General features: G+C 68.9%; 27 protein-coding genes. 1 reads left to right on the plus strand and 26 read right to left on the minus strand.

Going from position 1 to position 24352, the window contains the following annotated elements:
- Positions 1–245 precede the first annotated feature (245 nt).
- The 6 genes from ACWDZ4_RS29010 to ACWDZ4_RS29035 all read right to left on the minus strand — a co-directional run bounded on the left by ACWDZ4_RS29010 (position 246) and on the right by ACWDZ4_RS29035 (position 4373).
- On the minus strand, positions 246–470 hold the full coding sequence (locus ACWDZ4_RS29010; RefSeq protein WP_003972986.1) for a hypothetical protein: 225 nt from the start codon (positions 468–470) through the stop codon (positions 246–248).
- 102 nt (positions 471–572) lie between these two features.
- A complete protein-coding gene (locus ACWDZ4_RS29015) occupies positions 573–1640 on the minus strand; it encodes a DUF2637 domain-containing protein (RefSeq protein ID WP_451511357.1) in 1068 nt (355 codons plus the stop codon).
- Complete coding sequence (locus tag ACWDZ4_RS29020; protein ID WP_451511358.1) at positions 1637–2203, minus strand: WhiB family transcriptional regulator; 567 nt, start codon at positions 2201–2203, stop codon at positions 1637–1639. Before ACWDZ4_RS29020 ends, ACWDZ4_RS29015 begins: the two co-directional genes overlap by 4 nt.
- Before the next feature lie 118 nt (positions 2204–2321).
- Positions 2322–3026 (minus strand): ATP-binding protein, encoded by a 705-nt coding sequence (locus ACWDZ4_RS29025; protein ID WP_451511359.1) that lies wholly within the window; start codon positions 3024–3026, stop codon positions 2322–2324.
- A complete protein-coding gene (locus tag ACWDZ4_RS29030) occupies positions 3026–4045 on the minus strand; it encodes a hypothetical protein (protein ID WP_451511360.1) in 1020 nt (339 codons plus the stop codon). The genes ACWDZ4_RS29025 and ACWDZ4_RS29030 overlap by 1 nt, the downstream gene beginning before the upstream one ends.
- 1 nt (position 4046) lies before the next feature.
- A complete protein-coding gene (locus tag ACWDZ4_RS29035; protein WP_451511361.1) occupies positions 4047–4373 on the minus strand; it encodes a transcriptional regulator in 327 nt (108 codons plus the stop codon).
- 556 nt (positions 4374–4929) lie between these two features.
- On the opposite strand from ACWDZ4_RS29035, the gene ACWDZ4_RS29040 reads away from it, so the two are divergent.
- Positions 4930–5811 carry a helix-turn-helix domain-containing protein gene (locus ACWDZ4_RS29040; RefSeq protein WP_451511362.1) on the plus strand — a complete coding sequence of 294 codons (882 nt, stop codon included), beginning with the start codon at positions 4930–4932 and terminating at the stop codon, positions 5809–5811.
- A gap of 189 nt (positions 5812–6000) precedes the next feature.
- Here the strand turns inward: ACWDZ4_RS29040 and ACWDZ4_RS29045 are convergent, their stop codons facing one another.
- The 20 genes from ACWDZ4_RS29045 to ACWDZ4_RS29140 all read right to left on the minus strand — a co-directional run bounded on the left by ACWDZ4_RS29045 (position 6001) and on the right by ACWDZ4_RS29140 (position 24242).
- Complete coding sequence (locus tag ACWDZ4_RS29045; RefSeq protein ID WP_451511363.1) at positions 6001–6630, minus strand: HAD-IA family hydrolase; 630 nt, start codon at positions 6628–6630, stop codon at positions 6001–6003.
- 282 nt (positions 6631–6912) lie between these two features.
- Positions 6913–8148 carry an MAB_1171c family putative transporter gene (locus ACWDZ4_RS29050; protein WP_451511364.1) on the minus strand — a complete coding sequence of 412 codons (1236 nt, stop codon included), beginning with the start codon at positions 8146–8148 and terminating at the stop codon, positions 6913–6915.
- Positions 8149–8242: 94 nt separating this feature from the next.
- Positions 8243–8686 (minus strand): hypothetical protein, encoded by a 444-nt coding sequence (locus ACWDZ4_RS29055; RefSeq protein WP_451511406.1) that lies wholly within the window; start codon positions 8684–8686, stop codon positions 8243–8245.
- 466 nt (positions 8687–9152) lie between these two features.
- Positions 9153–9917, minus strand: coding sequence for a 3-deoxy-manno-octulosonate cytidylyltransferase (locus tag ACWDZ4_RS29060; RefSeq protein WP_451511365.1), 765 nt, complete (start codon positions 9915–9917; stop codon positions 9153–9155).
- A 32-nt stretch (positions 9918–9949) separates the two neighbouring features.
- A complete protein-coding gene (locus ACWDZ4_RS29065) occupies positions 9950–10357 on the minus strand; it encodes an NUDIX hydrolase (RefSeq protein ID WP_451511366.1) in 408 nt (135 codons plus the stop codon).
- A complete protein-coding gene (locus ACWDZ4_RS29070; protein ID WP_451511367.1) occupies positions 10354–10509 on the minus strand; it encodes a hypothetical protein in 156 nt (51 codons plus the stop codon). Before ACWDZ4_RS29070 ends, ACWDZ4_RS29065 begins: the two co-directional genes overlap by 4 nt.
- The gene (locus ACWDZ4_RS29075) at positions 10506–11627 is read right to left on the minus strand and encodes an adenosylhomocysteinase (protein ID WP_451511368.1); all 1122 of its coding nucleotides are present in this window, start codon (positions 11625–11627) and stop codon (positions 10506–10508) included. The genes ACWDZ4_RS29070 and ACWDZ4_RS29075 overlap by 4 nt, the downstream gene beginning before the upstream one ends.
- A gap of 31 nt (positions 11628–11658) precedes the next feature.
- Positions 11659–12657 (minus strand): NAD-dependent epimerase/dehydratase family protein, encoded by a 999-nt coding sequence (locus ACWDZ4_RS29080; protein WP_451511369.1) that lies wholly within the window; start codon positions 12655–12657, stop codon positions 11659–11661.
- Between the two features lie 35 nt (positions 12658–12692).
- Positions 12693–13529, minus strand: a complete 837-nt coding sequence (locus ACWDZ4_RS29085; protein ID WP_451511370.1) for an aminoglycoside phosphotransferase — start codon at positions 13527–13529, stop codon at positions 12693–12695.
- Complete coding sequence (locus ACWDZ4_RS29090) at positions 13526–14182, minus strand: histidine phosphatase family protein (RefSeq protein ID WP_451511371.1); 657 nt, start codon at positions 14180–14182, stop codon at positions 13526–13528. The genes ACWDZ4_RS29085 and ACWDZ4_RS29090 overlap by 4 nt, the downstream gene beginning before the upstream one ends.
- Positions 14179–15786 (minus strand): class I SAM-dependent methyltransferase, encoded by a 1608-nt coding sequence (locus ACWDZ4_RS29095; protein ID WP_451511372.1) that lies wholly within the window; start codon positions 15784–15786, stop codon positions 14179–14181. Before ACWDZ4_RS29095 ends, ACWDZ4_RS29090 begins: the two co-directional genes overlap by 4 nt.
- A 31-nt stretch (positions 15787–15817) precedes the next feature.
- Positions 15818–16327, minus strand: a complete 510-nt coding sequence (locus ACWDZ4_RS29100) for a topology modulation protein (RefSeq protein ID WP_451511373.1) — start codon at positions 16325–16327, stop codon at positions 15818–15820.
- A gap of 96 nt (positions 16328–16423) precedes the next feature.
- Positions 16424–17476 (minus strand): glycosyltransferase family protein, encoded by a 1053-nt coding sequence (locus tag ACWDZ4_RS29105; protein WP_451511374.1) that lies wholly within the window; start codon positions 17474–17476, stop codon positions 16424–16426.
- Positions 17473–19191 carry a carbamoyltransferase family protein gene (locus ACWDZ4_RS29110; protein ID WP_451511375.1) on the minus strand — a complete coding sequence of 573 codons (1719 nt, stop codon included), beginning with the start codon at positions 19189–19191 and terminating at the stop codon, positions 17473–17475. Before ACWDZ4_RS29110 ends, ACWDZ4_RS29105 begins: the two co-directional genes overlap by 4 nt.
- Positions 19192–19199: 8 nt before the next feature.
- Positions 19200–20150: a thymidylate synthase gene (locus tag ACWDZ4_RS29115; protein WP_451511376.1), complete on the minus strand. Its 951-nt coding sequence runs from the start codon at positions 20148–20150 to the stop codon at positions 19200–19202.
- Positions 20147–21994 carry a hypothetical protein gene (locus tag ACWDZ4_RS29120; RefSeq protein WP_451511377.1) on the minus strand — a complete coding sequence of 616 codons (1848 nt, stop codon included), beginning with the start codon at positions 21992–21994 and terminating at the stop codon, positions 20147–20149. Before ACWDZ4_RS29120 ends, ACWDZ4_RS29115 begins: the two co-directional genes overlap by 4 nt.
- Positions 21991–22686, minus strand: coding sequence for an HAD family hydrolase (locus ACWDZ4_RS29125; RefSeq protein ID WP_451511378.1), 696 nt, complete (start codon positions 22684–22686; stop codon positions 21991–21993). The genes ACWDZ4_RS29120 and ACWDZ4_RS29125 overlap by 4 nt, the downstream gene beginning before the upstream one ends.
- Before the next feature lie 86 nt (positions 22687–22772).
- The gene (locus ACWDZ4_RS29130; protein ID WP_451511379.1) at positions 22773–23027 is read right to left on the minus strand and encodes a hypothetical protein; all 255 of its coding nucleotides are present in this window, start codon (positions 23025–23027) and stop codon (positions 22773–22775) included.
- 130 nt (positions 23028–23157) lie between these two features.
- Positions 23158–23766 (minus strand): hypothetical protein, encoded by a 609-nt coding sequence (locus ACWDZ4_RS29135; protein ID WP_451511380.1) that lies wholly within the window; start codon positions 23764–23766, stop codon positions 23158–23160.
- On the minus strand, positions 23724–24242 hold the full coding sequence (locus tag ACWDZ4_RS29140) for an ATP-binding protein (protein WP_451511381.1): 519 nt from the start codon (positions 24240–24242) through the stop codon (positions 23724–23726). Before ACWDZ4_RS29140 ends, ACWDZ4_RS29135 begins: the two co-directional genes overlap by 43 nt.
- Between the last annotated feature and the right edge of the window lie 110 nt (positions 24243–24352).

Consider the following 24352-nt stretch of genomic DNA (forward strand, 5'->3'; position numbering starts at 1 on the left):
CGTATCGAGAAGAAGCTCAACCGCATGGACGGTGTCGAGGCCACCGTGAACTACGCAACCGAGAAGGCCAAGGTCGTCCCCGAGCGCCCTCGCTCGGGGACCAACCGGACTTCCCCCGCCCTCTGGGGCGGGGGCAAGTGCGTACGACGGGCCGTAGGACCGTCGTACGCGACAACTTGCTCCGCCAGGAGCCGTGGTGGCGTCACGCTGCTGTCCAGCGGAGGTGGCCACCGGGTCGTTGGTGTTCACCGGCTCGTCTCCGGGTCCTGCTGCTGGATTTCGCGGACGAGTTCCTCGATCCAGTCCATGGCCAGGACGGGGTGGTGCAGGGTCCAGGGCCGGTCATGCTGCTCGCGTTGCACGATCCAGGTGGTGTCGGGGCCGGACTGGGCGCGGTGGAGGTGTCCGTGCTGGTGCAGGACGGTCAGCCAGGAGTCGACTTCGGCGGGCGTGGCCGGGTGAGTGCGCATCGGGTGCTCTCCGCTTCTGCTGTGGCGGGGGGTGTCGGTGACATGCGGAGTGGGTGACCGGCCGGGGTGACCGGTTCGGTCACCCACTCCGTGGAGGTTCGGTCAGGGCCGGGAGGAAGTGACCGGCTGGCGGTGCTGCTCACGCAGCTGAGCCATCAGCGCGGTCAGGGTGTCGCTGGACAGCGGGATCTGCTGACCTCGGATCGCCTGGGCGACCACCTTGCGGGTCAGTTTGTCCTCGGCCCCGACCGCCGACCGGGCGATCGCCAGCAGCTCCTCGGTGTCCGGGTCAGGACGCCGGTCACCAGTCGACCGAGCGGCCCGGTCAGTGACCGGCGGCGAGGTGACCGGCGGGGCACTGACCGCCGCCGGGCTGTCCTGGTCATCACCGACCGGGGCCGCACTGCTGGGGCGGTCAGTGACCGTCCGGCCCTTGTCCGCCTGTCCCGGCAGGTCAGGGGCACCGTGGCTGCGGTTGTGGTGGTCGGTGACCGAGTGGCCGCTGGTCGCCGGGGTCGAGTCTCCGGTCACTGACCGGGCGGCGGTGTCCTCGTCGGTCGGGGACAGCGGCAGCCGGTCGGTCAGAGCGGTGACCGACTGACCGGACTTGACCTGACCGGCCGCTGACCGCTGCTGACCGGCTCGGTCGGTCCGGGTGACCTCGATAGCGTCGCTCCGGTCGGTCTCACCGAGGTGACCGGGCTGACCGAGGTTCTGCCGGCCAGAGTCCTCGACCGGGCCCCGGGCAATGAGGATGTAGAGGTGGACCGCTCCGGCCAGTGCGAGCGGGGCGATGGTGGAGAGCACCGCGACCACCGCGTCACCGAGTTGGAGGCCGGTGCCGGCGACCGTGTCCTGGTTGATGCGCACCGCGTGGAGTGCGTTGGCCCAGATGCTGGCGGCGGTGGCCGTGCCGAAGAGCGTCCAGACGTAGAGCCGGGCGCGCAGTGGTGCGTTGCGCAGGACCAGGAGGGCTCGGATGCCGTAGGCGATGAACCCGTCGATCACCAGGGGGAACAGGTAGGTAAGGAAGCCTCGGATGTGGATGGCCACGGCCATCTGCTGCAGGGCGTCGTACGACAGCGCGCACCCCGCGCCCCCGAGCGCCACGACAGCCGCGCGGTCCCACCCGGATATGTGCGCCGTCTTCGACGCGCTTGCGATATTCATGCCGCCGTCCCGAAGTCGTCGCGGATCAGGCGCTCGCCGCTGGTCTCGGGGGGTGTGGTGTTCGTGGTGGGCTGGTTCAGGGTTCGGTTGCGCTCGGCCCGGCGGATCTCGCGGTATCGCTTCTTGGCGTGCTCCTCGGTGACCTTCAGAAGCCAGGCCAGGCGCTGCTCGCTCACCCCGTGGCGGTAGGCCGCGTACTCGACCGCGCGGCGCTCCGTATGGGTGAGGTGCACGTCGCGTCCGGCGATGGTGGCATTGACGCGGCTGTAGTCGAGGCGGCTGGCGAGCTTGTCGTGCAGCGGCCCGCGCTCCTCTTCCGTCAGGCCGCCACGGATCCCGTCGGTGTCACCCCCTTCGAGAGCGGCGTCCAGGCAGGGGCGCCGGACCGGGCACTGGCCGCACAGGGCCTTGGCCGTGGCGATCTTGGCGGTCTCGTCGGGTTCGGGGAAGAAGACTTCGGGGTCCACCGGGTTGTACTCGGTGCTCTGGCAGACGGCGTCGGCCTGCCAGGTCTGGTCGCCGAGCTGACGGTGCTGGGCGGGGCCATTCATCGTGCTGGTCATGCGGGGTGCTCCGATCGCTCTCCGCGCGCAGGGGCGTCGGCGGAGAGGTGCGCTGGCGGTAGGTGCCCGGGGGGACGGCGGTGCGAGGGCGCGGTCCGGCGGGGTGGCCTGTGGAGGGTCAGGCGGCGGCGCTGTGGCGTCTGCGGTCGACGGCCTCGAACTCGACTCGGGTGGTCATCTGCGCGAGCCTGCTGGCGACTCGGTCCCCGAGGTAGGAACGCAGGTCCTTGATCGCCAGGTTGGTCGTGATCAGCGTGGGGAGTTCGTAGTTGTACCGCCGGTTGATCAGCCGGTACGTGATCTCCTCGACCCACTCGCTCGCCTTGGCCGCGCCGAGGTCGTCGATGATCAGCAGCGGGCACCGGCTGACGGCCGCCAGCTCCCGCTCGCTGTCGACCCCGGGCCGGGGGCGGAGATAGGCGTAGAGGTCGGCGGCGGTGGTCGCCCGCCAGCGCGCGCCGACCCCGCTCTGCACCAGCGCTCGGACCGCGCCGTACGCCTGGTGCGTCTTGCCCGCGCCGACGACCCCGGCCATCAGCAAGCTAGGGCCGGTGGTGACCTGTCGTCGGGCTCCTCGGCTGGGGGCGACGGCCGCGTCGGTGACCTTCCGGACCCACTCCAGGACCGTGGGGTGATCGGCGACAGCCGCTTGATAGCGCGGGGGCATCCCGGCGAGCAGAGCGTCCAGCGGTGAGAAGGGCTCGGCGTCGTCCGGCAGCGCGGCGTCCGCCGGGTCGATGTTGCGGGCGGCCAGGATCCGGGCCATGCGCTCCAGCGTGGCTTCGTTGCCGAGGAGCTGGGGTTCGCGGTGACGGGTGTGCATCACAGCTCCTCGGCGTAGGCGGCAGAAGCGTTGGCCGGGTTGGTCCACGCCTGGTGGGCGGGCACGTTAGGCCGGATTCCCGGCCGCGCCAAACCGCCGGGGCGAGCGTTCATCGCCTCGTTGACCATGCTGGTCAGCACGCTCGGGTGCTTGGGGTTGGCCGTGAAGTTCGCCAGCCCGGCTCGGATGTGCGCCGGTGCGATGCCCTCGTCCAGGAGCTTCTTGATGATCCGGCCGAGGTGCCCGATCACGTCGCTCGGGGGACGCTGGTCGCACCCGGCGACGTACTCCCCGACGAGGTCCTTGGCGGAGATGCCGGCTGCGGGCGCTGTGCGCCCCGTAGGGACAAGAGATCCAGGATCCAAGATCCTAGATCCAGGCGCCGAGCCTTCGGGGAGGCTTCGGGGAAGGTTCGGGGAGCCGCCGGAGACAACCCTCTGACCTGCACTTTTAACTCCGGTCCGCCCGGGTGCGCTGCTGGCTCCATCGGCGGCGTCCTGCCGGTCGGCGCTTGGCCCGTCTGCCTGTTCCGACACCGTCGAGGAGGGTGCGGCGGGCAGATCGAGGGCTCGGGGTGCCCTCGCCGAGGTCTCAGCGAGTCCTCGGGAAGTGGTGGGCGAGCCCTTCCCCCTCCGGGAGCAGGAGCCCTTGCAGGGGGCGCACCGGTCGGCAGCCTGGTGCTGCGGGCACGAGGGCAGGCGCGACTGGCTCGGCTTGTCGATCTTCTGGTGCTCGGACCAGGTCACGATGTGGAGGTAGAGGCGGCCGTCGCATCCGGTGTATCGGCAGATCAGTCCGGCGTTCGCGAGCTGGTGGAGGTCGTCTTCGACGTGGACCGAGGTGTGCTCGGCGCGCAGGGGCCAGAGAAGCCCCGCGATGATTGCGGCGTTGTCCCGGTGGCGGCCATGGTCGTCGGCCTGGGTGAGCAGGCCGAAGAAGGTCCGCTCGGCCGCCACGGTCACTTCGGCGAGCGACTCGGACGTGAACGCCTCCGGCTTGACGGTTCGGATCCGGGCCATCTCAGCGGCCCTGCTCAGCGGCGACCAGGTCGCTGCGGGTCAGGGTGGCGTCGACAAGGCAGAAGGTGTGGGGGCGAATCCAGTCCACCTCCGGCCAGACCCGCAGGATCCAGCGTGCCGCGACCCTGGCGGTCGGGCGGCCCAGCTCCAGGGTCCTACCGGCCTCGTCCTTGACGACGGCGCGCAGATGAGGCCACGTCTGTGTCGGGTCGGTGAGGCTGACCCGGATCGTGGCCGCCCCCGGGATCATGTCGGCGAGCTGTGCGGCGAGGCGGCGCGGACGGCCGTCGTCCGCGCAGGCCGGGCTTCCGCTCGGCGTGGCGAGCATGCGATACTCCGTTGTTCGAAGGAGCGCGGTGCGGCGGTCTCGTGCAAGAAGCCCTGCCGCCCGCGTGATGTGTAATTGGCGCCCCTCGGGGTGCCAGCCCGGCGCTTGGGAGTTGGTAGCTCCTCGGCGCCGGTTTCAGTTTCGGGGTCAGGTCACGGGTCGTATGCCGACATCCGTCCCGCCTCCTTTTCGCAGGTCATCGGCCTCTTTCCGGGGTGCTGCCCGGCGTGGGACGACGAACATACGTAGACCCCGCGGACAAGTCCATCCCGTTGCCCGGAAGATCGTTTGCGGTCGTCTTACTCCGTGTCGGCCGCTCTCAGGAGGGCGATGCCGACGTGGATCCATGCCGCCCGGCAAGCGCTGCAAGCGCTTGTCGCCTGAGCGGTTATGGCATACGAATATGCACAGAGGTCCCCCAGGGCTCGGCACCGTAGAATCGGGCCTGATCAACAGGTGCGATACGGAAACGTACGTCAGTTTCGAAAATGCATCAACCCTGGCTTACAGTTGACCCCGACACCGAGCCCATCGCCACCTCGCACCAGGAGTCCCAGTGCCCCCTCGCCAGTTCGACGGCAGCCGCGTGCGTGCTGTCCGCCGACGCAGGGACATGCACCAGAGGCAGCTGGGCGAACTGGTGGGCGTCAGCGGTGCCACCGTCGCACGATGGGAATCCGGGAAGGATTTTCCCAAGGGCGAGAAGCTGCCGGCGATCGCCACGGCGCTCAACGAACCACTCGACGAACTGTTCCCCCACGACGGGCCGCCGGACCTACAGCTCCTACGCTGTGACGCCGGTCTCAGCGTGACGGAGGCCACCGAAATCATCGGCGCAAGCCGGGGGCCGGTGAGCAACGCCGAGTCCGGGCGGCGCAGGCTCAACGCCAGCTATGTGAAGCCGCTGGCGGCGGCGTACGGGGTGACCGAGGAGGAGCTGCTCGCGGCGCAGGATCGCTCGTTCGGCATTCGCACCACCGCCCCATACGGCGTTCAAGAGGCCGCGCCTCGCACGATCGGAGAAAAGATCAACTTTCTCCTGCAGTACGGTTCCACTGGCGAGGAGGCGCTCTCCGACGCGGAGATCGCGCGACTCGTCAACGAGCATGCGCCGACCGCAGCCGTCACCGCCGAGGGCATCGGCGAGCTGCGCGACGGAACCGAGACCGCGGCATCGGATGAAGTGCGCGCCGGCTTGGCGCACGCCTTCCAGGTCCCCGCCTGGCTGTTCGGCGATGACGCCGAACTGAGCCCCATGGTCCAGGAGTTCCTGGAGGCTGTTCGCTTCATCGACTCGATTCACCAGGGGCACATCCTCGGCTTGGCCGCACGCGGCAGCGAGATCCTCTCCCGGAGATCGATGGCCGACATCAACAGGCTCGTAGGAGAGCTGCGGCACGCTCTGTCCGAGGTTCAGGACAAGGAGCAGCCCCGCTAGTAGCGGGCGGGGGAGATCAGTTGCGGTACCGCCGCCTTGCGGGCGCGTCCGAGGATCCCTGACCGCCTATCGCTCCTCGGCTCTGGCCGGGCCAGCACACTTCTCGGACCGGATACACGAAGGGACTACGGCTCGGCCTCCGGGGAGGCCGAGCCGTAGTCCCTTCCCACGGACAGAATCGACGCCGATCTATGAAACGGCCAGGTCGACGTCGAACAGCTCGGACAGGGCTGCGACCGTCTGCTTCGGGTCCTGGTTGTGCACTCCCGCGAGGCCGAGCTGCTCCGCTGCCTGGACGTACGCCTCGGTGTCATCGACGAAGACGCACTCTTCGGCAGGCAGGCCCATCAGCTTCAGCGTGGTCTCGAAGAGCTGGGCGTCGGGCTTACGCATCATGTGGTGCTCGCTGATGACGACGACGTCGTACAGCTTCTCCAGCTCGTAGCCGGCATACAGGTCCCACGGCTCCAGGCCCACGGAATTCGACAGGATGCCGACCTTGATCCCGGCCCGGCGTGCTGCGGCGGCAGCGTCGATCAGCAGCGGCTCAGGACGGAGGTCGCCGAAGATCCTCCCCATCAGCCCGTCCGCCGGCACATTCAGCATCCTGCCGGCGAACTCGTTCCACTCGCGCTGGGACACCACTCCGCGTTCCAGATCGCTAGTGATCCGGACGCCCTCCGGGTCCTTGTACAGGGCAGTGAGGCAGGCCCCCTGGGGAAGCCCTTCACGCTGCTCGAACGCCAACACAGCGGGCAGCAGGGGGGTGGTGAGAACGCCTCCGAAATCAAGAATGAGGCCGGTACGGCGGTTGGACATGCGGGGAACTCCATTGCTGAGATTTCGGACGCCTATCCAGACCGGACAGCGTCGCGGACCCGGCGTACATGGCGGTCGCAGAAGCTGCGCATCGCAGGCCAGGAAGTGCACTTACAGGGCGGAGCAGAAGCTCCTTTTCCGCCTTGCCCACGGTACCAGTCGCGACCGCACGCCCGGTGGTGCCGAATCTCACGCAAGCCTTACAAGATCGCATCTCCGAGCGACAGGGCGCACACGCCGAAAACACGGATACGGCAACCCGACGCACCCCGTGCTCCAGAACTACCGCCGAGATTCCGATTCCAACTTCTCGGAGTCAAAAAGAACTTCTCGCGCTTGGTCACCGGTGATCTGCGTGTAGACCGTGCTGACTCGCACGTACCACGCAGCTTCACTTTCGGTGTCCACGAACGGCTTGTCTCTCATCAGGGTGGCCGAAGACGGCCTGACGGATTCCGCGTTAGCGGCAAGAAGGCCAGCCTTTATCCAGTATGCCTCCGCAGCAGGCTCGGGATCGGAGTGTGGGGACGCCTTATCCTCCGCAGCAAACATCAAGTCGCATGGCACATAGTAGCGCAGTTTCTCGCAGGCGTCGGAGATATCCTGCGTCCATCGGTCCAAGCGAACATCAATCGGGACGCGGAACTGCAAGAGTTCCGTGATCCGTCGGCTGGGCGGGTACAGGCTTGTTCCGGGAAAAGCCTCGACTAGATCGAACCAGAGCGGATAGATCAAGTTCAGGGTTCGGAACGTCTTCCATCGTGCAGCAGCCGCGCGGGTCGTCGGGATGCTTGCCCCTACTGCGACGATAACGAAAAGGAGATTCATCCAGATCGCAGTGGCATCGACCAGGAATCGCACCGTCGATTGACTGAGCGGGAATACTACGGCACTCCACAAGATGGCAATTCTGGCTATCGTGTGAACGAGCCCCATCCACATCGCGAAACCCATCAAACCGAGCCCGATGCGCATGCTCGTGCTCTCAGCTCGGCGTGCCGCCCTCGTCCACTGATAGCCGCATACGGCGGTGGTGACTAGCGGAAAGAAATAGAACACGGTCATGTAGACCGCGACACCCCATTCTCCCGCATGGTTAACGAGAAAGTCCTCGCTCGGCCGATCTCTTTGAACAACGGTAAAGAAGAGGATCGCGAGCAGCACCACGCCGACGGCTCCGGCCTTGTACGACGCTCGGGCGACCCACCGTGAGAACTCCACGTGCCTGGGCACGACCGCCTCAGCGGTCTTGCCGTAGCTGGTGGCGACATAGGTCAGGGCCGCCATGATCGCCGCCGTGCTGGCAAAGTGCCGGAGCAGGGCGCTGAGATCGACCACCGGAATGCGATCGACCGCGTCCATTGCTGCTGGAGTGTATAGACACAGGGCCACTGCAAATCCGGCGTATCCGCCCCAGAGCGCCCTACGATGCGCATCGCCATACCTGACAGCCGGGAAACGCCAGATGGAGATCAGCGTCATGACTGCAGCAGTGAAGTATTTGAAGGAGTCGAACACGGAATCAGTCGATCTATAGATGCCACACCTGTCGCCGCTCACGGGCCCTGCAGAGTGCAGACTTGGGCAGTGCGAGATTGCGGATCTTGTGGAGCTACCGCCGACGCCGCGGCGGGGCAACCGGATGCGCCAACGAATACTCCAACAGGCTGATCACATCGTCTCCGGTAGCAGACTGGCGACGTGCCAGGCGCTTGATCAATGACGCTGAAAGCTCGGCCTGCTTCTCCTCGTGGCTGTCGAAATCTACGCGCGCTTGAATGAGGGCTGATGGGTAGCGCCGAAGCACTTCTTGCCGGATACGCTCAGGGACGTAGCGCTCGATTTCAACGGCCGTCAGAGTGGTGCCGTGATCCATCCACTCATGCGCGATCTCATGGAGGATTATGTGTTCTGTTTGATTTCTGCTTGAGCGGCGACGATAGAGAATGATCGTTGCCTCGGGAGTTTTCACCCGAAGGCCGCACGCAGTCCCTAGGCCCCCGTCGGGGTCGTACAGTGGGACCAACTGGATCTGACGCCTCAGCGCGCTTTCCATATTGCTCACCAGCGTCTCGACGCTGAAGGGGGTTGGTATAGGGAGATCAGCGAGCTTCCTCTCGCATTCCCTCATAAGGGCGCGACGTGAAAGATCCCTACGCCAACGCATAGTCGCTCCATTCTCACTGCAGACCCCATACCTCAATGCGCGTACGCGAGGCGCTGGCAGGCTGGAGCCGTATTCGATGCGCACGGTGCTGGACCGGCACGCACTGTCCGCGCCTAAGCGTACAAGGGGGATTAAGTGATCATGAGAGAAGAACGTGTTGCAAAGGTCACCCGGGTGTGACGGATCACTAGGGCAAAGCAAGATCAAAAGCGGCAGGAGGCACTCCATTTCTCGCCAAGCACCGTTGCCCAGAAAGCCCGAGGACCTTCGCTGACCCGTCGCCTAAATAACCTAGTTGACGGCCGATAAATGCAACGAGTCGTCCAACAGGAAGGGTTGCGTTCGCGCGGATGTCTCAGTGGTGCTGGTCGAGGAGACGTTCGGCTCGCGCCAGATCCTCGGGAGTGTCTACTGCCACTCCGTCGTCCAGGACGGGCACCATCCGCACGGCGTGGCCGTGTTCGACGAAGCGCAGCATCTCCACTCCCTCGGCACGCTCCAAGGGCCTCTGCTGGAGCAGCCGGAAGTGCTGGAGAGCCTCGCCTGTGAAGCCGTAGAGGCCCAGTTGGCGCAGGTACTTCGGCCGGTCGCCCCTGGGGTACGGGATGGGCTGGCGCGAGAACATGAGGGCCTCGCTGTGGGCCGTGACGACGACCTTGACGACGTTGTGGTCCAGGACGGCGCCGACATCGACCAGCTCGGTGTAGGCGTTCACGGCGAGGGTGCCGGGCGGAGCGAATTCCAGGGCTTCGGAGACGTCGTTGATGGCGGTCGGCGAGATGAACGGCTCGTCGCCCTGGACATTGATGTATCCGTCGGCTGGCAGGCGTTCGGCGACCTCCGCGACGCGGTCGGTGCCGGTGAGGTGCTCACCGGTACGGATGCTGTCGATGCCGAGTTCGCGGCACGCTGCTTCGATACGTTCGTCGTCCGTCGCGACGATGGCTCCGTCGAGGCGTTTGGCCTCCAGGCAGCGCTGGTGGACGTGCCAGAGCAGCGGCTTCCCGCCGAGGAGGGCCAGTGGTTTGCCGGGGAAGCGGGAGGCACCCCAGCGGCAGGGTATGACGGCGATGTGCCGGCGCCGTTCGGCGTCGGTCGGTCGGGCTGTGGTGGCGGCCACGGCGTCCTCCAGGTGGTCGGGTTCGGGGGGCTTCAGGTGAGCTGGGCGAGCTTGGCGCGGACGGTGGGTGAGGCGGTGGTCGCGAACGGCCGCCACTGGTAGCCGTCGACCTCCTCTTCCTGCAGCGTCACCGCGTGATCGGCCCCGAGGTGGAAGGCCCAGCGGAAGTCCACGTGGTGGTGGGCCGGCTCGTTCTTCGACGGGTTCGCGTCGATCGCGTGCACGTCGATGTCGAGGGGGATGTCCTCGTGGCCGGCGAGGGCGACGACGGCGCTGGGCGGGATGCCGGCCTCCTCGTGCAGTTCGCGCAGGGCTGCGTCGCGCAGGAGCTGGTCGGACGGTTCGTTGTGCCCGCCGGGCGCCAACAGTTTCCCGGACGCCTTGTGCAGGATGTGGAGCACGTGCCGTTCACCGTTGATGAGGATGGCGCTGCAGGTCACGTGGGCGGGGAAGTCTTGCGGCTGGTGGGATCGTCCGCGCCAGCGAGCACGGCGAACAGCATCGTCAGGGAGGCGCGCTCGTCCGGGTGGCGGGCGAGGTACGCCTCCGTGACGGCACGGACGTGTTCGGTGGAGGGAGGCAACGAGGTCACCTTTCGAAGTGGCGGAGCCAGGTTCTGGCGATGGTGTCGCGGTCGGCCGCCGGCATCTCGTGCAGTCCGGGCTGGAGTCGCGCGTGGCTGAGTGCGGCGGTGGCGGCGAGTATCTCGGCCTGGACGAGGTGGATGTAGGTGCCGACGGCGGCACCGTGCACGAAGTTGACGGCACCTCCGTCGGCGAGGACGTAGAAGTAGTGGCCAGTGACCTCGTATCGAGTCAACTGCGGTCCGACGGGTTGGCGTTCGTAGAGGTCATCAAGGCTGCTGAGCTCGAGTTCATCCTCGGAAGAGGTCACCGATCCGAGGTAGGCGCCGTTGCGCAGGGCGGCGAAATCCTCGTGCCGGAGGGCGAGATTGCCAGTGGCGCAGAGGACGAGTTCCGCGTCGTGGACGGCCTCGGTGGTGGACGAGCTGGTGCGGAATCCGAGGGCGTGCGCCTGTACCCGCTTGACCGCGTCGTTGTCGTACACGGTGACGCGCAGGTCCTGTGCGCGCAGGGTCTGCGCAATCGAGCGGCCGATCTTGCCGAAGCCGATGACGCAGGCGCTGCGGCTCGTGAGGATGTCCCCGCGGGCGCGGACGAGGGCGTCGGTCGAGAACACGATGGACCGGCCGACGAGGTGGTCCTCGCAGTCCTTGAGCGGTGAGCGGGCCACGGACACGACCGGGCACGGCAGCGAGCCGAGAGCCGCGTACCGCTGGTGTCCGTTTTCGGTGTCCTCGACGACGCCGAGGATGCGGCCGGAGAACTTGTTCACGAGGGTGTCGAGGCTGGCCGCGAAGTACCCGCCGATGTCGACCAGGACGATGTCCTGGCCGCCGGCCGTGTCCTCCAGGTAGTGCAGGGCCTGGGTCTCGTCGGTGAACCGCTCCCGGCTCAGGTCGTGGACCGGCAGGGTGCGGCGGACGGTGTCGAGGGTCGGCTGGTGGATCGACCGGGGCTTGGGGAGGACGGCGCCGATCGTGGACACCGCGGTCATGGCGTGCAAGAACGCCGGTCGTTCCGGGAGCAGGTGGGTGATGACCAGCGTCGTGATCGCCTGCTCGGCGGGGAACTGCGCGGTGATCCTCCGGAAGAAGGCGTCCAGCCGTGCTCGCTCGGGGGTTTCCATGGGCACTCCTCTCGGGTTCCGAGGCGTAGGGCTACGCGGCCCGGCTGTAGTCCGGCACCGGGGCGGCCAGAGCCTGCATGTGAGCGCGCAGTCCGCCGTGGAGGTCGACGCGCGGCTGCCAGCCGAGGACCTCTCCCGCACGGCTGGGGTCGGCACGCGTGACGAGAACGTCCCCGTTGCGCACGTAGTCCTGGTGGAGCTGGATCTCGCGTCCGGTGAGGCTGTTGGCGATGTTGACCACGTCCAGCAGCGATGCGTTCGAGCCGCCGCCGACGTTGATGGGGCCGTGAGCATTCGGATTGACGCCGGCGGCGATCGTGGCGGTGACCGCGTCGTCGATGTAGGTGAAGTCGCGGCGCTGGTGGCCGTCTCCGTACAGGCGCAGGGGCTGTCCGGTCAGGGCGGCGTGCAGGGCGCGGTGGGTGAACATGTCGGCGCGCTGCCGGGGGCCGTAGACGGTGAAGTACCGCAGGGCGACGACGCTGGGGCCGCCGGGGCGCTCGGCGTAGGCGAGGCAGAGCTGCTCCTCGGCCAGCTTGGTCACGGCGTACGGGGAGGCGGGATTGGGGCGGTCGGTCTCGAGGCTCGCGTCGCCGTCGGTCGGACCGTAGACGCTGGAGGAGGAGGCGACGACCAGTCGGGGGACGCCGATCCGGGTGGAGGCTTCGAGGACGCGGTGGGTGGCCAGCACGTTGGACGCGAGGTAGTCGCCGAACTGCGGCCCCCAGGAGGGCCGTACACCGGGGATGCCGGCGAGGTGGAAGACCGCGTCGGCGTCGATCAGGAGCGGGTCGATCGCGCAGTGGAGGAGGTCGGCCGTGACGTGGTGGTATCCCGGGCGTCCTCGCAGCGCGGCGAGGTTGGCGGCGGCCGTCGGGTCGGTGGACGGGTCTCGGCGGTCCACGCCGATCACGGTGGTGCCGGCCTGGACGAGGGCGTGGGCGAGGTGGGAGCCGATGAATCCGGCGGAGCCGGTCACCACGGCCCGTCGGGGGGCAGCGTTGGTCGGGGGCTGCTCGTGCTGTGGCACGGGGATCTCCAGAGAGGTGTCGTCGAAGGGGTAGGTCAGGTGAGCCGGGACAGGACGGTTCTGCCGTGCGCGCTGAGGGCGGCGTCGTCCTCCTGGTGGCCCTTGACCAGGGCTGTGGCCGCCTCGATGGCGCCGAAGGACTCCAGGAGGCGTCGTTCGGTGTCGTTCGGTGGGCGCCCGTAGCCGTGGAAGAAGGCGGTGCGGAGGTGGGGTGCGGCCTGCCAGCGTCGGAATTCGAGCCGGGCGAAGTCGCGGACCCGGGCATCGCGTCGCATGTGCTCGAAGTCGTAGATGCCGAAGGTGTCGCCGAGCAGCCAGTTGCGCGGCTGGTAGTCGAGGTGGCAGATCGCGCTGTCCATGTGGCTGGTGCCCAGGATCACCGCGTGGTGCTTCAGCAGGTTCTCCTCGGCCGCGTCGAGCAGGTCGGCGTGGACGGCCCGGTCGATCCACCGCTGGAACCGCTCGGCGAGCGAGACGCCGACGGCTCCGCCCTGGGGCATGGCGGTGGCTCGGTGCAGCTTGCCGAGTACGTGCCCGGCCTCGTGGTGGGCCAGTTCCTCCTCGGGCGAGCCCGGAGCGACGGTGTCCGCGCGGTCGCCTGCGAGTGCGGTGAGCAGCAGGGTGTGGGTGGCGTCGTCCCGGCCGACCAACTCCGGCGCATGGCCGCTCAGATGGGTCACCCACGCCCCGTAGGCGTGGAGTTCTCCGGCGTACCGGTCTCGCTCCGCGTGCTGCTTCGCAATGAACTGACGCCCGTCGCCGGCCACCAGGCGTACGACGCGGGGCGGGAGAGCGGGGTCCGCTGCGATGTCGACCGCGCCAAGGAGGTGGTGCGCCAGTCGTATCCGGGGGTCGTCCGAGGTCGCGATCACGGGGTCGGCTCCGGCGTGAGGAGACTGAGGTGCTCGGTGTCGTTGTGCCGGTCGAGCATCCAGCGGGTCTGACCCAGGCGGTTACGGTGGTGCTGCCAGCGGGTGATGGAGGCGTGGTTGTGGGTGAATCCGGCCGGCGAGCCGATCGGGATGCCGAGCAGCAGGGTGTGGGCGGTGATCACCGTCTCCCCGTGGGCGGCGAAGACGACGCGCTTGCCATGGTTCTCCTCGATGAGCTGGCTCAGGTTCCTGCTGGCGCGCTCCAGGAACCCGTTCCAGGTGTCGGAGCCGTTGGCCCAGGGCGTGTCGGGGTGGGCGTGCGGCCCGCCGTCGGCGGCCGTCTTCACCGCGTCCCAGGGCTGGCCGTCGGCGTCGCCGTGGACCGGGCCGTCGAGTCGGTCGTCGTGGTGCACGGGGATCTGGAGCGTCTGGGCGATGATCTCGCCGGTCTGGACGAGGCGGATCCGCGGGCCGGTGTAGATCACGTCGAAGGGCTTCTTCAGATGCTCGGTGGCCAGGCGGCGCGCGGCCTGCTCGGCTTGGGCGTACCCGAGGTTGGTCAGGCCGGTGCAGGTGCGCGGGCCCCCGACGAGGCCGTCGGCGTTGCACTGGGCCTGGCCGTGCCGGACGAAGACGAGTTCGGTGGTGATCATGAGGCTCCTCGGTGGCTGAAACGGAGGGGCAGGCTGTAGCGGTAGCCGTTGCGGCCGACGTACGGGGCGGTGAGCACGGCGTGCAGGCCCAGGAAGCTGTCGAGCTGTCCCCGGTCCGTGGTGCCCAGCCGGGCGTCGTGGCGTCGGGCTGCCGCGTTGTACGCGAGCAGGGCGGTGGTGACGGCTTGGTCCGTGAGCGGCCCGTAGGTCAGGTGAAGCGTCGCGATGAGCTTGGCGAGGTCGTAGCCCAGCGGGGCGAGGGACAGGTCGTCGGTGTCGACGGCGACGATGTCTTGCGTGGTGATGATGAAGTTCCGCGGGTTGCTGTCCTTATAGAAGGCGCAAGGTCCCTCGGCGGTCGCTTCCAGCAGGCCGAGCATCGCGTGCAGCGCCGTCTTGTTCGGCAGGTAGCCCTGCTCGTGGCGTCGCCGCAGAGCGATCCTCCGGGGACCGAGGTAGTCGTCGAACTGCGTGCCGTCCTGGAAGTGGTGCGGGGTGTCCAGCGATGCGGAGTGCAGGTCGCTGGCCCAGGCGGCACCGTGGGCATGGCCCAGCAGTTCCGCCATGCGCGGAAGGTCCTCGGGGCGTACGGGGCGGCCCTCGATCCGTTCGAACGTCAGGAACCGCGGTCCGGCGGTGTGGAGGGCCGGCTGCCGCAGCGGCTTGGCGTGCGCGGTGAGCCACCGGTAGTGGCGCACCGCGCACGCCGCGCGCTCGGGTTCCGCGTAGTGCTTGGTGAACGGGGCGGGGCTCATGCCGGCTCTCCTCTCTTCCTTCGGCTGGGCGACGACGAAGGTGATCCGGGACCGGGTGGTCAGCGGCCGGTCGGGAAGGAACTCGTGCAGGGTCGCCGCCAGGGCACCGGGGTTGCCGTACAGGCCGGGCGCCAGGTCGTACTTGGGGTTGGTGGCCAGGTACTGCGCCGTGTGGTCGTGGCTGTCGAAGGTGAAGACGTGTTCCTCGTCCAGGACGGCGATCACGTCGAGCGAGGAGGCGACCACGTTGGCGAGGTTGCCGCTGTGGGCTGCGGTGTAGAGGCTCTCGCGCTGGGCGGCACGCGAATCGAGGCCGGCGGAGGCGACCAGCTGGTCCATCTCCCGGTAGCTGTCGAGGCCCTTGGTGACGAGCACGGCCAGACCTCCAGGGGCGAGGACCCTGGCGATCTGCCCGACGACGTCCTCGGGACGCGGCGAGTGGTAGAGGCAGAACGCCGCGACGACGATGTCGCTCGACCCGTCGGGCAGGGAGAGGTCGTGGAAGTCGCCTTCGACGAACTCCACCGTGCTGTCGGGCAGGTCCTTGGCGCGCTCGCGGGCTTGGGCGAGCAGGGAGGGGGCGGCGTCCAGGCCCACGACGCGCTTGGGCCGGAGCTGCTCGGCGATGACGAGGCTGCTCGTACCGCGACCGCAGCCGATGTCGAGCACGACGCCGAGCCGGTCGGGCCGGGCGTGGTGGGTCTGTACCAGGCTGACGATCGTCTCGGGCACCGGGTGTCCGGCGGTCTTGGCACGCATCAGGGCGCTGGTCCGCCCGGCCAGCCGCGAGGCGTGTCCGTACAGCTCCCGCTGCCGGGCGGGGTCCAGGAACGGGTTGGGCTCGTTCATGCCGCACCCCCTGACCGGGGGCGCGGACCGGTCAGGACTGCTCGGCGGCGACCTTCCGCAACCAGCGGCGCGTCTGGCGCCGGTTGGCCAGCAGCACCACATCGGCGCCGGAGCCGAACTTCTCGATCTTCGCCATCACGCGGGGTCGCATCTTGCGCCGGTACGTGGCGACGTACTTGATCACGCCCCAGTGGATGCGGTTGTGAATCCCGTTGCCCTTGTGCCCGGCCCCGTGCCGGATCTGCCGGGAGAAGATCCCGTACAGCGCCGCCACGGTCGACACGTCCATCAGGACCACCGTGTCGCAGGCTTCGAGCCGTACCTGCAGCGTCGAGTTGTAGTTGCCGTCGATCACCCACCGCGGCTGCGCGACCAGCTCGCGCTGCACGTCGGTGAACTTGTCCATGGGCAGCGCGTTCCACTCGTCGTCGTAGAACGCGGCGTCCAGGTGCGTCACCGGGGCGTCGAGGATCCTGCCCAGTTCGCGGGCCACGTGGGATTTGCCGCTGCCTCCGCAGCCGACGATGGCGACCTTCTTCATGGTGCTCCAGCGTAGAGAGGTTCGGGTGTCCGGCGGACCCATCCTCCGGGACGCGCCCGGAGGATCCGCGCGCCGTGGTCGATCGAGCGGTCTGCATCAGGCAGCTCCCCGCTCGGCCGCTGTGACCTGGAGGAGGCCGTGCAGGACGGACTCCAAGGTGTTGACCTGCTTGCACAGGCCGAACAGGCGCAGCCGGTCCACACATGTGGCGATTAGGGCGGCGTGCTGCTCGGTGCCGGCGATCTCGCGCAGGTAGGAGAGGCGTTCGAGCACGTCGCTGCCGGAGCGCACGACCAGTTCCTTCGGGACGAACCGGTCGGCGAAGCGGATGTCCACCGGGGCCAGCGGCAGGCAGCCGGCGAGCACGGCCTCGAAGATGCGCTGGGTCATCTGCCCGACGGCGGCGTACCGCTCGGGCAGCATGAGCACCGTGGCCAGGGACCGGCCGTAGACGGCGGCGGCGTCCTCGAACGGGATCCGGCCCGCGAAGCGGACGTGCGGCCAGCGGCCGGTCTTCGTCCACTTCCCGGCGACCACGTGCTCGACGCGGGCGGCGGCCGGGGCGAAGAAGCGGTCGAAGGGCTCGTCGCGGTCGTACTGGTTGCCCACGTAGCCGAGCGCGAGATCCCGAGGCCGCGCCGCCAGGATGAGGGGATCGGCCTGGGCAAGGAGGTCCTCGGCGACGGGGAAGAGCAGCGAGTGCGCGCCGAGCGTCGGGGCGAGCGCGGCCTCGCAGACGCGGGTGTGGGCCGTACGGCGCCACACGCTCTCGGCGCGCAGGGTGCGGTCCTTGTCCCAGATGACGGTGGGCGTCTGAGACCGGGCCGTGTAGTGGTTGATGAGCTGGGCCTGCCGGTGGAGGTCGCAGGTGTGCCCCCCGCTGCCGCACACGGTGGTGTTGCGGCCGGGGATGGCCCAGCGCCACTCCAGGAACAGGGCGTCGATGCCGGGCAGGCCGTCGTCGAAGGTGTACGCGCCGCCGAGGTCGTCGTCGGCTTCGAGGCGGTCGCGGTCGGGCTGGAGGAAGACGATCTCGTGACCGCGGGCAATGAGGGCGTCGATGAAGGGGCGGCGGTGGCTGCGGCCTCCGTCGGGGGTGTCGGTGACGCCGTTGCCGAGGAAGCCCCAGAAGCTGTACCCGATCTTCATTTGGTGATCCACCGCCCTTCGAGGAGCAGGGCGTCGAGGCCGGAGCTGGCCAGGCAGTCCAGGGCCATCTCGGGCGTCCCGCAGATCGGCTTGCCCTTGACGTTGAGGGAGGTGTTGATCAGCACGGGTACGCCGGTCCGGCGGCCGAAGGCGGTCAGCACCGCGTGCATGAACGGGTTCTGCAACCGGGTGACGGTCTGCAGGCGGGAGGTGCCGTTGGCGTGCACGATGGCCGGCACCCGCTCGCGCGTCAGGTCTGTCACCCCGGAGGCCATCGACATGTACGGCGCCGGCTGGCCGAGGGTGAAGAACTCGGCGGCGCGCTCGGCGGGGACCACGGGGGCGAAGGGCCGGAACGGCTCGCGGAACTTCACGGTGGCGTTGAGCCGCTCGACGACGCCGGGCTCCAGTGGGGAGGCGAGGATCGAGCGGTTGCCCAGGGCGCGCGGTCCGGCTTCGACTCCTCCTTGGAAGAGTCCGGCGATCATGCCGTGGGCGAGCTGGTCGGCGAGGAACTCGGCGGTCTCGATGCCGAGGGTCTTCTGGTGGAGGCCGGGCCAGGGGGTCAGGTCGAGGGGCTGGTCCTCGTAGGAGGGGCCGAGGTAACAGTGGCGGGCGATACCGGCGACCGGGCGAGGGCTGCGCCCATCGACGTGCACGGCGAGGGCTGCCCCGATGGCCGTTCCGGCGTCTCCGGGTGCCGGCGGGACGAACACCTCGTCGAAGATGTCAGCCTCAATGATCTTCCCGATGCTGACGCAGTTCGTGGCGACGCCGCCGCCCACGCACAGGCGCCGGGAGCCGGTGAGCACACGGGCGCGGCGGGCGAGGTGAACCATCACCTGCTCGGTCCGCTCCTGGAGGGCAGCTGCCAGGTCTCGGTGGACGTCGGTGAGCGGCTCGCTCGGGTGCCGCTCGGGGCAGGTCTCGGCGACGAACCGCCGGGATGTCCTCGGGTATCCCGAGGTGAGGGTGCGCGTCGGGAAGTAGCCGGGCTGGATGCGGAAGCCCGTGGCCGTCGTGCGGACGGCCGTGGTGAACAGGTGCCGGAAGCGGGCGGGGTCGCCGAGGGCGGCCAGCGCCATGACGGTGCCTTCCTCGTCGCCACGCCTCCAGCCCAGGTGCTCGGTGACGGCGCCGTACACGTACCCGAGGGAGGCCGGGTCGTTGATCGCTCCCAAGGGCTGGAGGCGGGGGCGCTGGATGCCGTGGCCGTGGGCGATGGTGGTGGTCTGCCGCTCGCCGAGGCTGTCGACCACGAGTACGGCGGATTCCTCCCAGCCGGAGGCGGCGAAGGCCGTGAGCTGGTGGGCTCGGTGGTGCAGGACCGGTGTGACGCGGGCCGAGGGGAACTGACTGCCAAGGACGCGCAGCCGCAGCCGGGTCCGCAGAGCGACCTTGGCGAACCCGTGGGCGCGGGCCAGGCTGCGGTCGCGGGTCATCGGCGAGAGCGCCATGCGCAGGGCGGCGGGCGACTCGGCGAGGTAGCGGACGGGCTGGAAGTTGTAGGCGACGGCGTCCACCTCGCTGGCGCTCAGCTTGGCCTGGTCGAGGAGCCATCCCACGGCGCGGGCCGGGTAGAGCTTGGTGTGCTTCTGCGCGGTGAGGCGTTCCTCCTCGACGAAGCCGACGAGTTCACCGTCCACGAGAAGAGCGGCCGACGAGTCGTGGGTGTACGAGCACAGGCCGAGGACGACGGAGGGGGTGCGCTTCATGGCGGCGGTCACCTTGCCCCGGCCGTCGCGGCGCGATTGGTCGAGCGCCGCTCCAGCTCTCCGTACCAGGCGGTGAGGGCCTGGCCGAGGGGCCCGTCGATCGCGTCGGCCGCCCGCCACGCCTGCTCGCGCTTGCCGTCCTTCCACAGCCGGTAACTGCGCAGCGTCTCGGCCATCGCGTCCCAGCCGGGATGGCCGGTCACGTCGCGGGCCTCGACCTGGTCGAGCAGGCCGGAGAATCCCGTCCAGGGCGTTCGCAGGTCGGGCATGATTTCGCTCGCCGAGAGCGAGGTCAGCGCGTCGGCCTGCTCGATGTGCTCGTCGTAGATGTGCAGCGAGCCGATGTGCAGGTGGAACTCGCCGAGTTCCGCGTCGAGCCATCCGGCGACCAGCTCGTGCAGCACGGTGTAGAAGAACACGTCGTATGGCATGCCGATCCATACGTCCTGGCCGCGCATCATGGTCGCCATATGCAGGCGGCCGGCGCGCAGGTGGAACCGGAACCCGAGGGTGCAGGGCACGTCCTTGTGTCCGGCGGCGTCCTGGGCCGGGTCGTAGAGCTGGATCAGGGCTCGCCGGGAGTCGGGGTCGGCCTGGAGGATCTCCACGACGCGAGCGAGTTGGTCGACCTTGCCACCCCAGTTCCGCATCCTCGGTCCGTACGCCCCCAGAAGGACGCCGTCGTCGGCGAACTGCCGCAGCCGGTTGTTGTAGTCGAAGATCCACGGGGCGTCGGATCCGGACAGGTGCCAGACCGTTTCGGCGACGGCGAAGGCCGGATTCACGATGCGGGCGGGCGGGGCGTAGAGCAGGCGGGCACGCGGCTGGGTGAGCAGCAGGTGCACGTCGCGGACTTCGTGGGTGGCCATGCCCCGGGGGCTGATCTTCTCGCCGGATTTGGCCAGCGTGACGGCGCCGGAGAACAGCTCGGCGATGCTGTCGGCCGTGAGGGATGTCATCGGACGGATGCTCCTTCGTCCTGGGGCGACGCAGCGGCGCCCGGGTGGTGGTGGGTGGAGTCGTCGGCCCTCGGGCCGGAGGTGGCGCGGTCGGTGATGAGCCGGGCGATCCGGGCGGCACTGTCGCCGCGCCACCGGCAGACCGCGTCCAGGGCCGCCCGCGGGATCGGCGTAGGGCCCCCGCGCACGCCGGAGAGCGCTTCGGCGACGTCACCAGTGGCCTCGCACCGGGTCGCCAGTCCGTGACCGGTCAGGCTCAAGGTGCGTTCGCCCGGCGGGCCGATTTCGAGGACCGGGATGCCGAGCAGCGCGGCTTCGATCCCGCACGTCGAGTACGCACTCGCTATTGCGTCAGCGCCGGCGAGGCAGCCTCGTGCTCCGACCCGGGGATCGGTCACCGCGACGGGCGTCCCGCCGGCCCGCTTCACCAGAGCGTTGAAGACGTCGGCTCCCTGCGCCGGGTGTGGAGCGATGACGAGCCCCCAGTCGCCGTCCGCCTCGGCGAGCCCGTCCAGGAGGAGGTCCGCGTGGGACTTGAGGTGATCGGGGTTGAAGGGCTGGCAGGCCCACACCGCAATCCGGGTCGGCGCACGCCGGCCCCCCGGAGCGAGCAGCTTCTCCAGGTACCGCCGCTGCGCCTGGCGGCTCAGGCCGGCGAGGACGTCGAAGCGGGGCTGCCCGAGTACATGCACCTCGGCCTCGGGGTGGCGCGCCCACTCTCTGCCCAGGGCGAGGTCCTGCTCGCCCATGACGACGATGTCGCGGCTGTGCAGGGCCGGCCAGACGACCGATTCCGCCGTCCACGCCCCGTGCTGGACGTGCACCGAGTTCGCCCCGTGCCGCTCGGCGGCGTGCGCGGCCAGCACACCCAGGGGGCTGGTGTCGTTGCTCAGCAGGACGGTGTGCGGCCGGGTGGTCGACAGCATGTCGTCGAGCCAGCTCTCCGCCCGCACCATCGTCCGCCACGACGGCTGGGTGCAGCCCCCGCTGGTCTCCAAGAGCACGGACAAGAGTCGTACGAGCCGGGCAAGTTGGACACCGTGACCTCCCACCTGGACGACGTGCTCGTCGTCGGGACGGTGGAGGCCCTCGGCGGTGCCGGAGAGGGTGAAGAGGTCGCTCGGAGCCGAGCGCAGCTCGATACCCGTGACCGATCCCGCGCTGCACCGCTCGGCGGCATCAGTGGCGAGATCGAGCAGGAGACTCCTCTGCCCGCCGCGCGCCAGTTCGGCGAGAACCGGGGTCAGCGTGGCAGCGTGGCGGGAGGTCCACGACAGCGCCAGAACGTCCTGCCGTCCGAGATCCGAGGGGAGCGGACTCGGCTCCGTGTTCGCCGTACTCGTCCGGGCGCGGTTGCGGAGCTGGGCGAAGCGGGTCGGGTTGTGCGGTGCCGCAGCACCGAGCACGTACGCGACGCCGGACCACGTCACGGTGTAGGCCAGGTACTCACGCGAGCTGCTCGAACGCAGTCCCACGAGTCCTTCGTACGGGGCCAGGGTCAGGGGCCCTGGGGTCGAGGCGAACGGTGCCCAGGCGTTCAGGGCCAGGAGCTTGCGCACGATCTCGGCGACGAAGCGTCGCACGGGGACGTGCTGGACGTGGAGCCAGCCGGCTCCGCCCGGGGTGGAGGCCAGTGTGGCGCTGTAGTGGTCGAGGGCGGCCATGACGTCTTCGACGCCGGAGCGCAGTAACTGCTTGTCGACGGTCGTCGCTTCCAGGTCCGTGGTGTGGACGTGGTCGGTTCGCGCGTGCGCCAGGGCGCCGGTTCCGACGAGAGTCCACGTCGGCTTTCCGTCGTTGGAGGAGCGGACCAAGCCGAGGCCGCCAGTCGTGCGGGGACTCACACCGTGCTCCCCTCGACGAGCTGCTTGGCCGAGAGGAGGAGGCTCAGCAGTTCCTTTGGCGAAGTGGCCGTCTCGGGGTCGGGAACCGTCGGCTGCCCGTAGCCCCATGCAGCGTGTACATAGGGGACGCCGGCGCGTGCGGCCGACTCCTGGTCGACCGCCATGTCACCCACGTAGACGGCGGCGGCTGGGTCGACTCCCAGGTCGACCAGCGCCAGGAGGAGCGGGTCCGGGGCCGGCTTCGTCCGGCCCGCTCCGGCGGGCGTGCGGATGGTTGCGAAGGGACATCCGAGGCGCGCGAGGAGCGGGGCCGCCCGGTCGACGTGCTTGGACGTCACGACGCCCAGCCGCCAGTCGGCGGCCACGAAGGCGTGGAGCGTCTCGACGATGCCGGAGAACTCCTGCACGAGGTGCGCGGTGGCCACGGACTCTGCCTCGTACGTCTGACGGACCGCTTCGGTGTCGGTCACGCCCAGTCGCTGCATGATGTCCCCGAACTCGCGGCCCAGGTGGCGTTCGTAATCGCGGAAGGGGAGCGCGACGCCATGGATCTCCTGGACCCTCTGCCACGCCTTCCGCATCACGGGACGCGTGTCGAGCAGGACGCCGTCGAGGTCGAGGAGAAGAGCGCGCGACCTGTGGTCGCTCAGCGCGACCGGAGCCGGTGGCGATCCGTAAGTGGGAACGGTCATGATCATCCTCTCGTCAGGGGTGGCTGTTGCGCCTCATAGGGCCAAGGCCGGTTCGAGTTCCAACTCGGGGTACCGGGCCGGGCCAATCAGGCCGCGTCCGGCGGGCCGTCAGCCGAAGGCGAGACCGATCTGTTCGGCGCGGCCGGCAGGCGCGAGAGCCGGTGAAAGCGCGAGAGGTTGAAGCCACGCCCCTGAACCTCACCGGCGGGCACGGCGAAGAGATCGATGCCCTCTTCGCTGGGCGCCGACGGGGCGGCCTCCCGGATGGCGAGGAGCGCTTCGCCCTGCTCGCGGTGCGGCAGGAGGCGCGGCGCACGATCGGTGTGTCCCTCGAAAGTCATGGTCAGCCCTCGGTCAGGTGTATTTGAAGGTGAAGGCGAGCGCGACGCTCACGGTGGCGATCAGGGCGATCTGGGCGCTGATCTGCCGCCAGCCCCAGCCCTTCCTGTCCATCCAGCGCAGTGGACGCCTTCAAGTCGGCGCGACGGGCTCCTCGGAGATCACGAGGTGGAGAAACGCCCGGCAGTGCTCGCCCAGATGTTTGATCACGGCGTGGTACTCGTCGTCATCGGAGCTGATGTTGTGCCGGTCGAGGACCATCACGCCGTCGGCCAAGCCCTCTCGGAGCTGCCGCTCGGCTTCCCCCCAACCAGGTCGATCCCAAGGCGGCGTGTAGATGCCCTGGCTCGCACTGGATGCCGGGAAGTACGTCGTGGTCACCGGGACAGCCACATCGTGGAGCCGGGCGGCGATCTCGTAACCGAGCTGGTCGGCCTCAGCCTGTAGCGTCCCCCAGTCCTCGTCAGGTCGGGTTCTCGGACTCGGTACCAAGCTGTACGCCAGCACGCGGAGCGGCTGATCGTCCTGCGTGTCGACGGCCTGTCGGTAGAAGTGCTCACGGATGCCTTGGAGTTGGCCAGCTCGGGACTGGCGCTTCACTCGGAGAGGGGTGCGGGGCCATCTCGGGTGGTCATCGCCAGCAATCGGCGACCCACCGCCCGTGTGCTTCCCACGACCCCGGTCGAAGGCAACGAGGCTCAACACGTCGGCTCCGTGCTTGACTGCGTCGTGCGGCGACATGGGGGTGCCTCCGTGAGAGTGGGGATGACCGCGTACGTAGTTCGGCCGCCGTCCGCGACGCCCCATCGAAGCGACAGGCAGTCGACGAGGTGCAACCCTCGACCACCGAGGCCGGCGGTACTTGCACGTCGTCGCCTCGCCGGTGCGGTGCTGTCGTCGGTGACTCGGATTCGAAGCTCGTGGTTGTCGTGTCGCAGTCGCAGTCGGACATCCCCGGAACCGTGGATGATCGCGTTGGACACCAACTCCGAGATGACGAGCCGGGCGTCCTCTGCCGGCGCGTCCGGCAACGACCACTGCTTCAGCACGGTGGCCGTGGTTCGTCGTGCTTGAGCAACGTGCACATCCATCGGCTCCATGGCCATCTCGAAGACGTGAGAGGCCAGCGGACACCGAGCGGTCGCGGCGCCGACGACATGGGCGCCACTGTCGTCACCCCCAGGGCGGGGTGGCGTTGCTGTCCGGTGCGTGGTCATGCGCACATCGCACCGTGGCTGCGCGATCCGGAACAGGGGAAACCGGAGGGGGGAAATCTTTGTCAAGGGGGAAAATCAGGGGGGAGTTGAGGGGAGTATTGGCTTTCTCC

Source organism: Streptomyces sp. NPDC003016 (assembly GCF_053591455.1).

Coding starts and splice junctions, on each gene's coding strand:
- ACWDZ4_RS29020 (WP_451511358.1), bottom strand. CDS start 2,203: ATGACCAGCACGATGAATGGCCCCGCCCAGCACCGTCAGCTCGGCGAC.
- ACWDZ4_RS29030 (WP_451511360.1), bottom strand. CDS start 4,045: ATGGCCCGGATCCGAACCGTCAAGCCGGAGGCGTTCACGTCCGAGTCG.
- ACWDZ4_RS29055 (WP_451511406.1), bottom strand. CDS start 8,686: ATGGAAAGCGCGCTGAGGCGTCAGATCCAGTTGGTCCCACTGTACGAC.
- ACWDZ4_RS29090 (WP_451511371.1), bottom strand. CDS start 14,182: ATGATCACCACCGAACTCGTCTTCGTCCGGCACGGCCAGGCCCAGTGC.
- ACWDZ4_RS29035 (WP_451511361.1), bottom strand. CDS start 4,373: ATGCTCGCCACGCCGAGCGGAAGCCCGGCCTGCGCGGACGACGGCCGT.
- ACWDZ4_RS29115 (WP_451511376.1), bottom strand. CDS start 20,150: ATGACATCCCTCACGGCCGACAGCATCGCCGAGCTGTTCTCCGGCGCC.
- ACWDZ4_RS29130 (WP_451511379.1), bottom strand. CDS start 23,027: ATGACTTTCGAGGGACACACCGATCGTGCGCCGCGCCTCCTGCCGCAC.
- ACWDZ4_RS29135 (WP_451511380.1), bottom strand. CDS start 23,766: ATGTCGCCGCACGACGCAGTCAAGCACGGAGCCGACGTGTTGAGCCTC.
- ACWDZ4_RS29125 (WP_451511378.1), bottom strand. CDS start 22,686: ATGACCGTTCCCACTTACGGATCGCCACCGGCTCCGGTCGCGCTGAGC.
- ACWDZ4_RS29110 (WP_451511375.1), bottom strand. CDS start 19,191: ATGAAGCGCACCCCCTCCGTCGTCCTCGGCCTGTGCTCGTACACCCAC.
- ACWDZ4_RS29095 (WP_451511372.1), bottom strand. CDS start 15,786: ATGAACGAGCCCAACCCGTTCCTGGACCCCGCCCGGCAGCGGGAGCTG.
- ACWDZ4_RS29100 (WP_451511373.1), bottom strand. CDS start 16,327: ATGAAGAAGGTCGCCATCGTCGGCTGCGGAGGCAGCGGCAAATCCCAC.
- ACWDZ4_RS29015 (WP_451511357.1), bottom strand. CDS start 1,640: ATGAATATCGCAAGCGCGTCGAAGACGGCGCACATATCCGGGTGGGAC.
- ACWDZ4_RS29140 (WP_451511381.1), bottom strand. CDS start 24,242: ATGACCACGCACCGGACAGCAACGCCACCCCGCCCTGGGGGTGACGAC.
- ACWDZ4_RS29075 (WP_451511368.1), bottom strand. CDS start 11,627: ATGGAAACCCCCGAGCGAGCACGGCTGGACGCCTTCTTCCGGAGGATC.
- ACWDZ4_RS29045 (WP_451511363.1), bottom strand. CDS start 6,630: ATGTCCAACCGCCGTACCGGCCTCATTCTTGATTTCGGAGGCGTTCTC.
- ACWDZ4_RS29105 (WP_451511374.1), bottom strand. CDS start 17,476: ATGAAGATCGGGTACAGCTTCTGGGGCTTCCTCGGCAACGGCGTCACC.
- ACWDZ4_RS29010 (WP_003972986.1), bottom strand. CDS start 470: ATGCGCACTCACCCGGCCACGCCCGCCGAAGTCGACTCCTGGCTGACC.
- ACWDZ4_RS29025 (WP_451511359.1), bottom strand. CDS start 3,026: ATGCACACCCGTCACCGCGAACCCCAGCTCCTCGGCAACGAAGCCACG.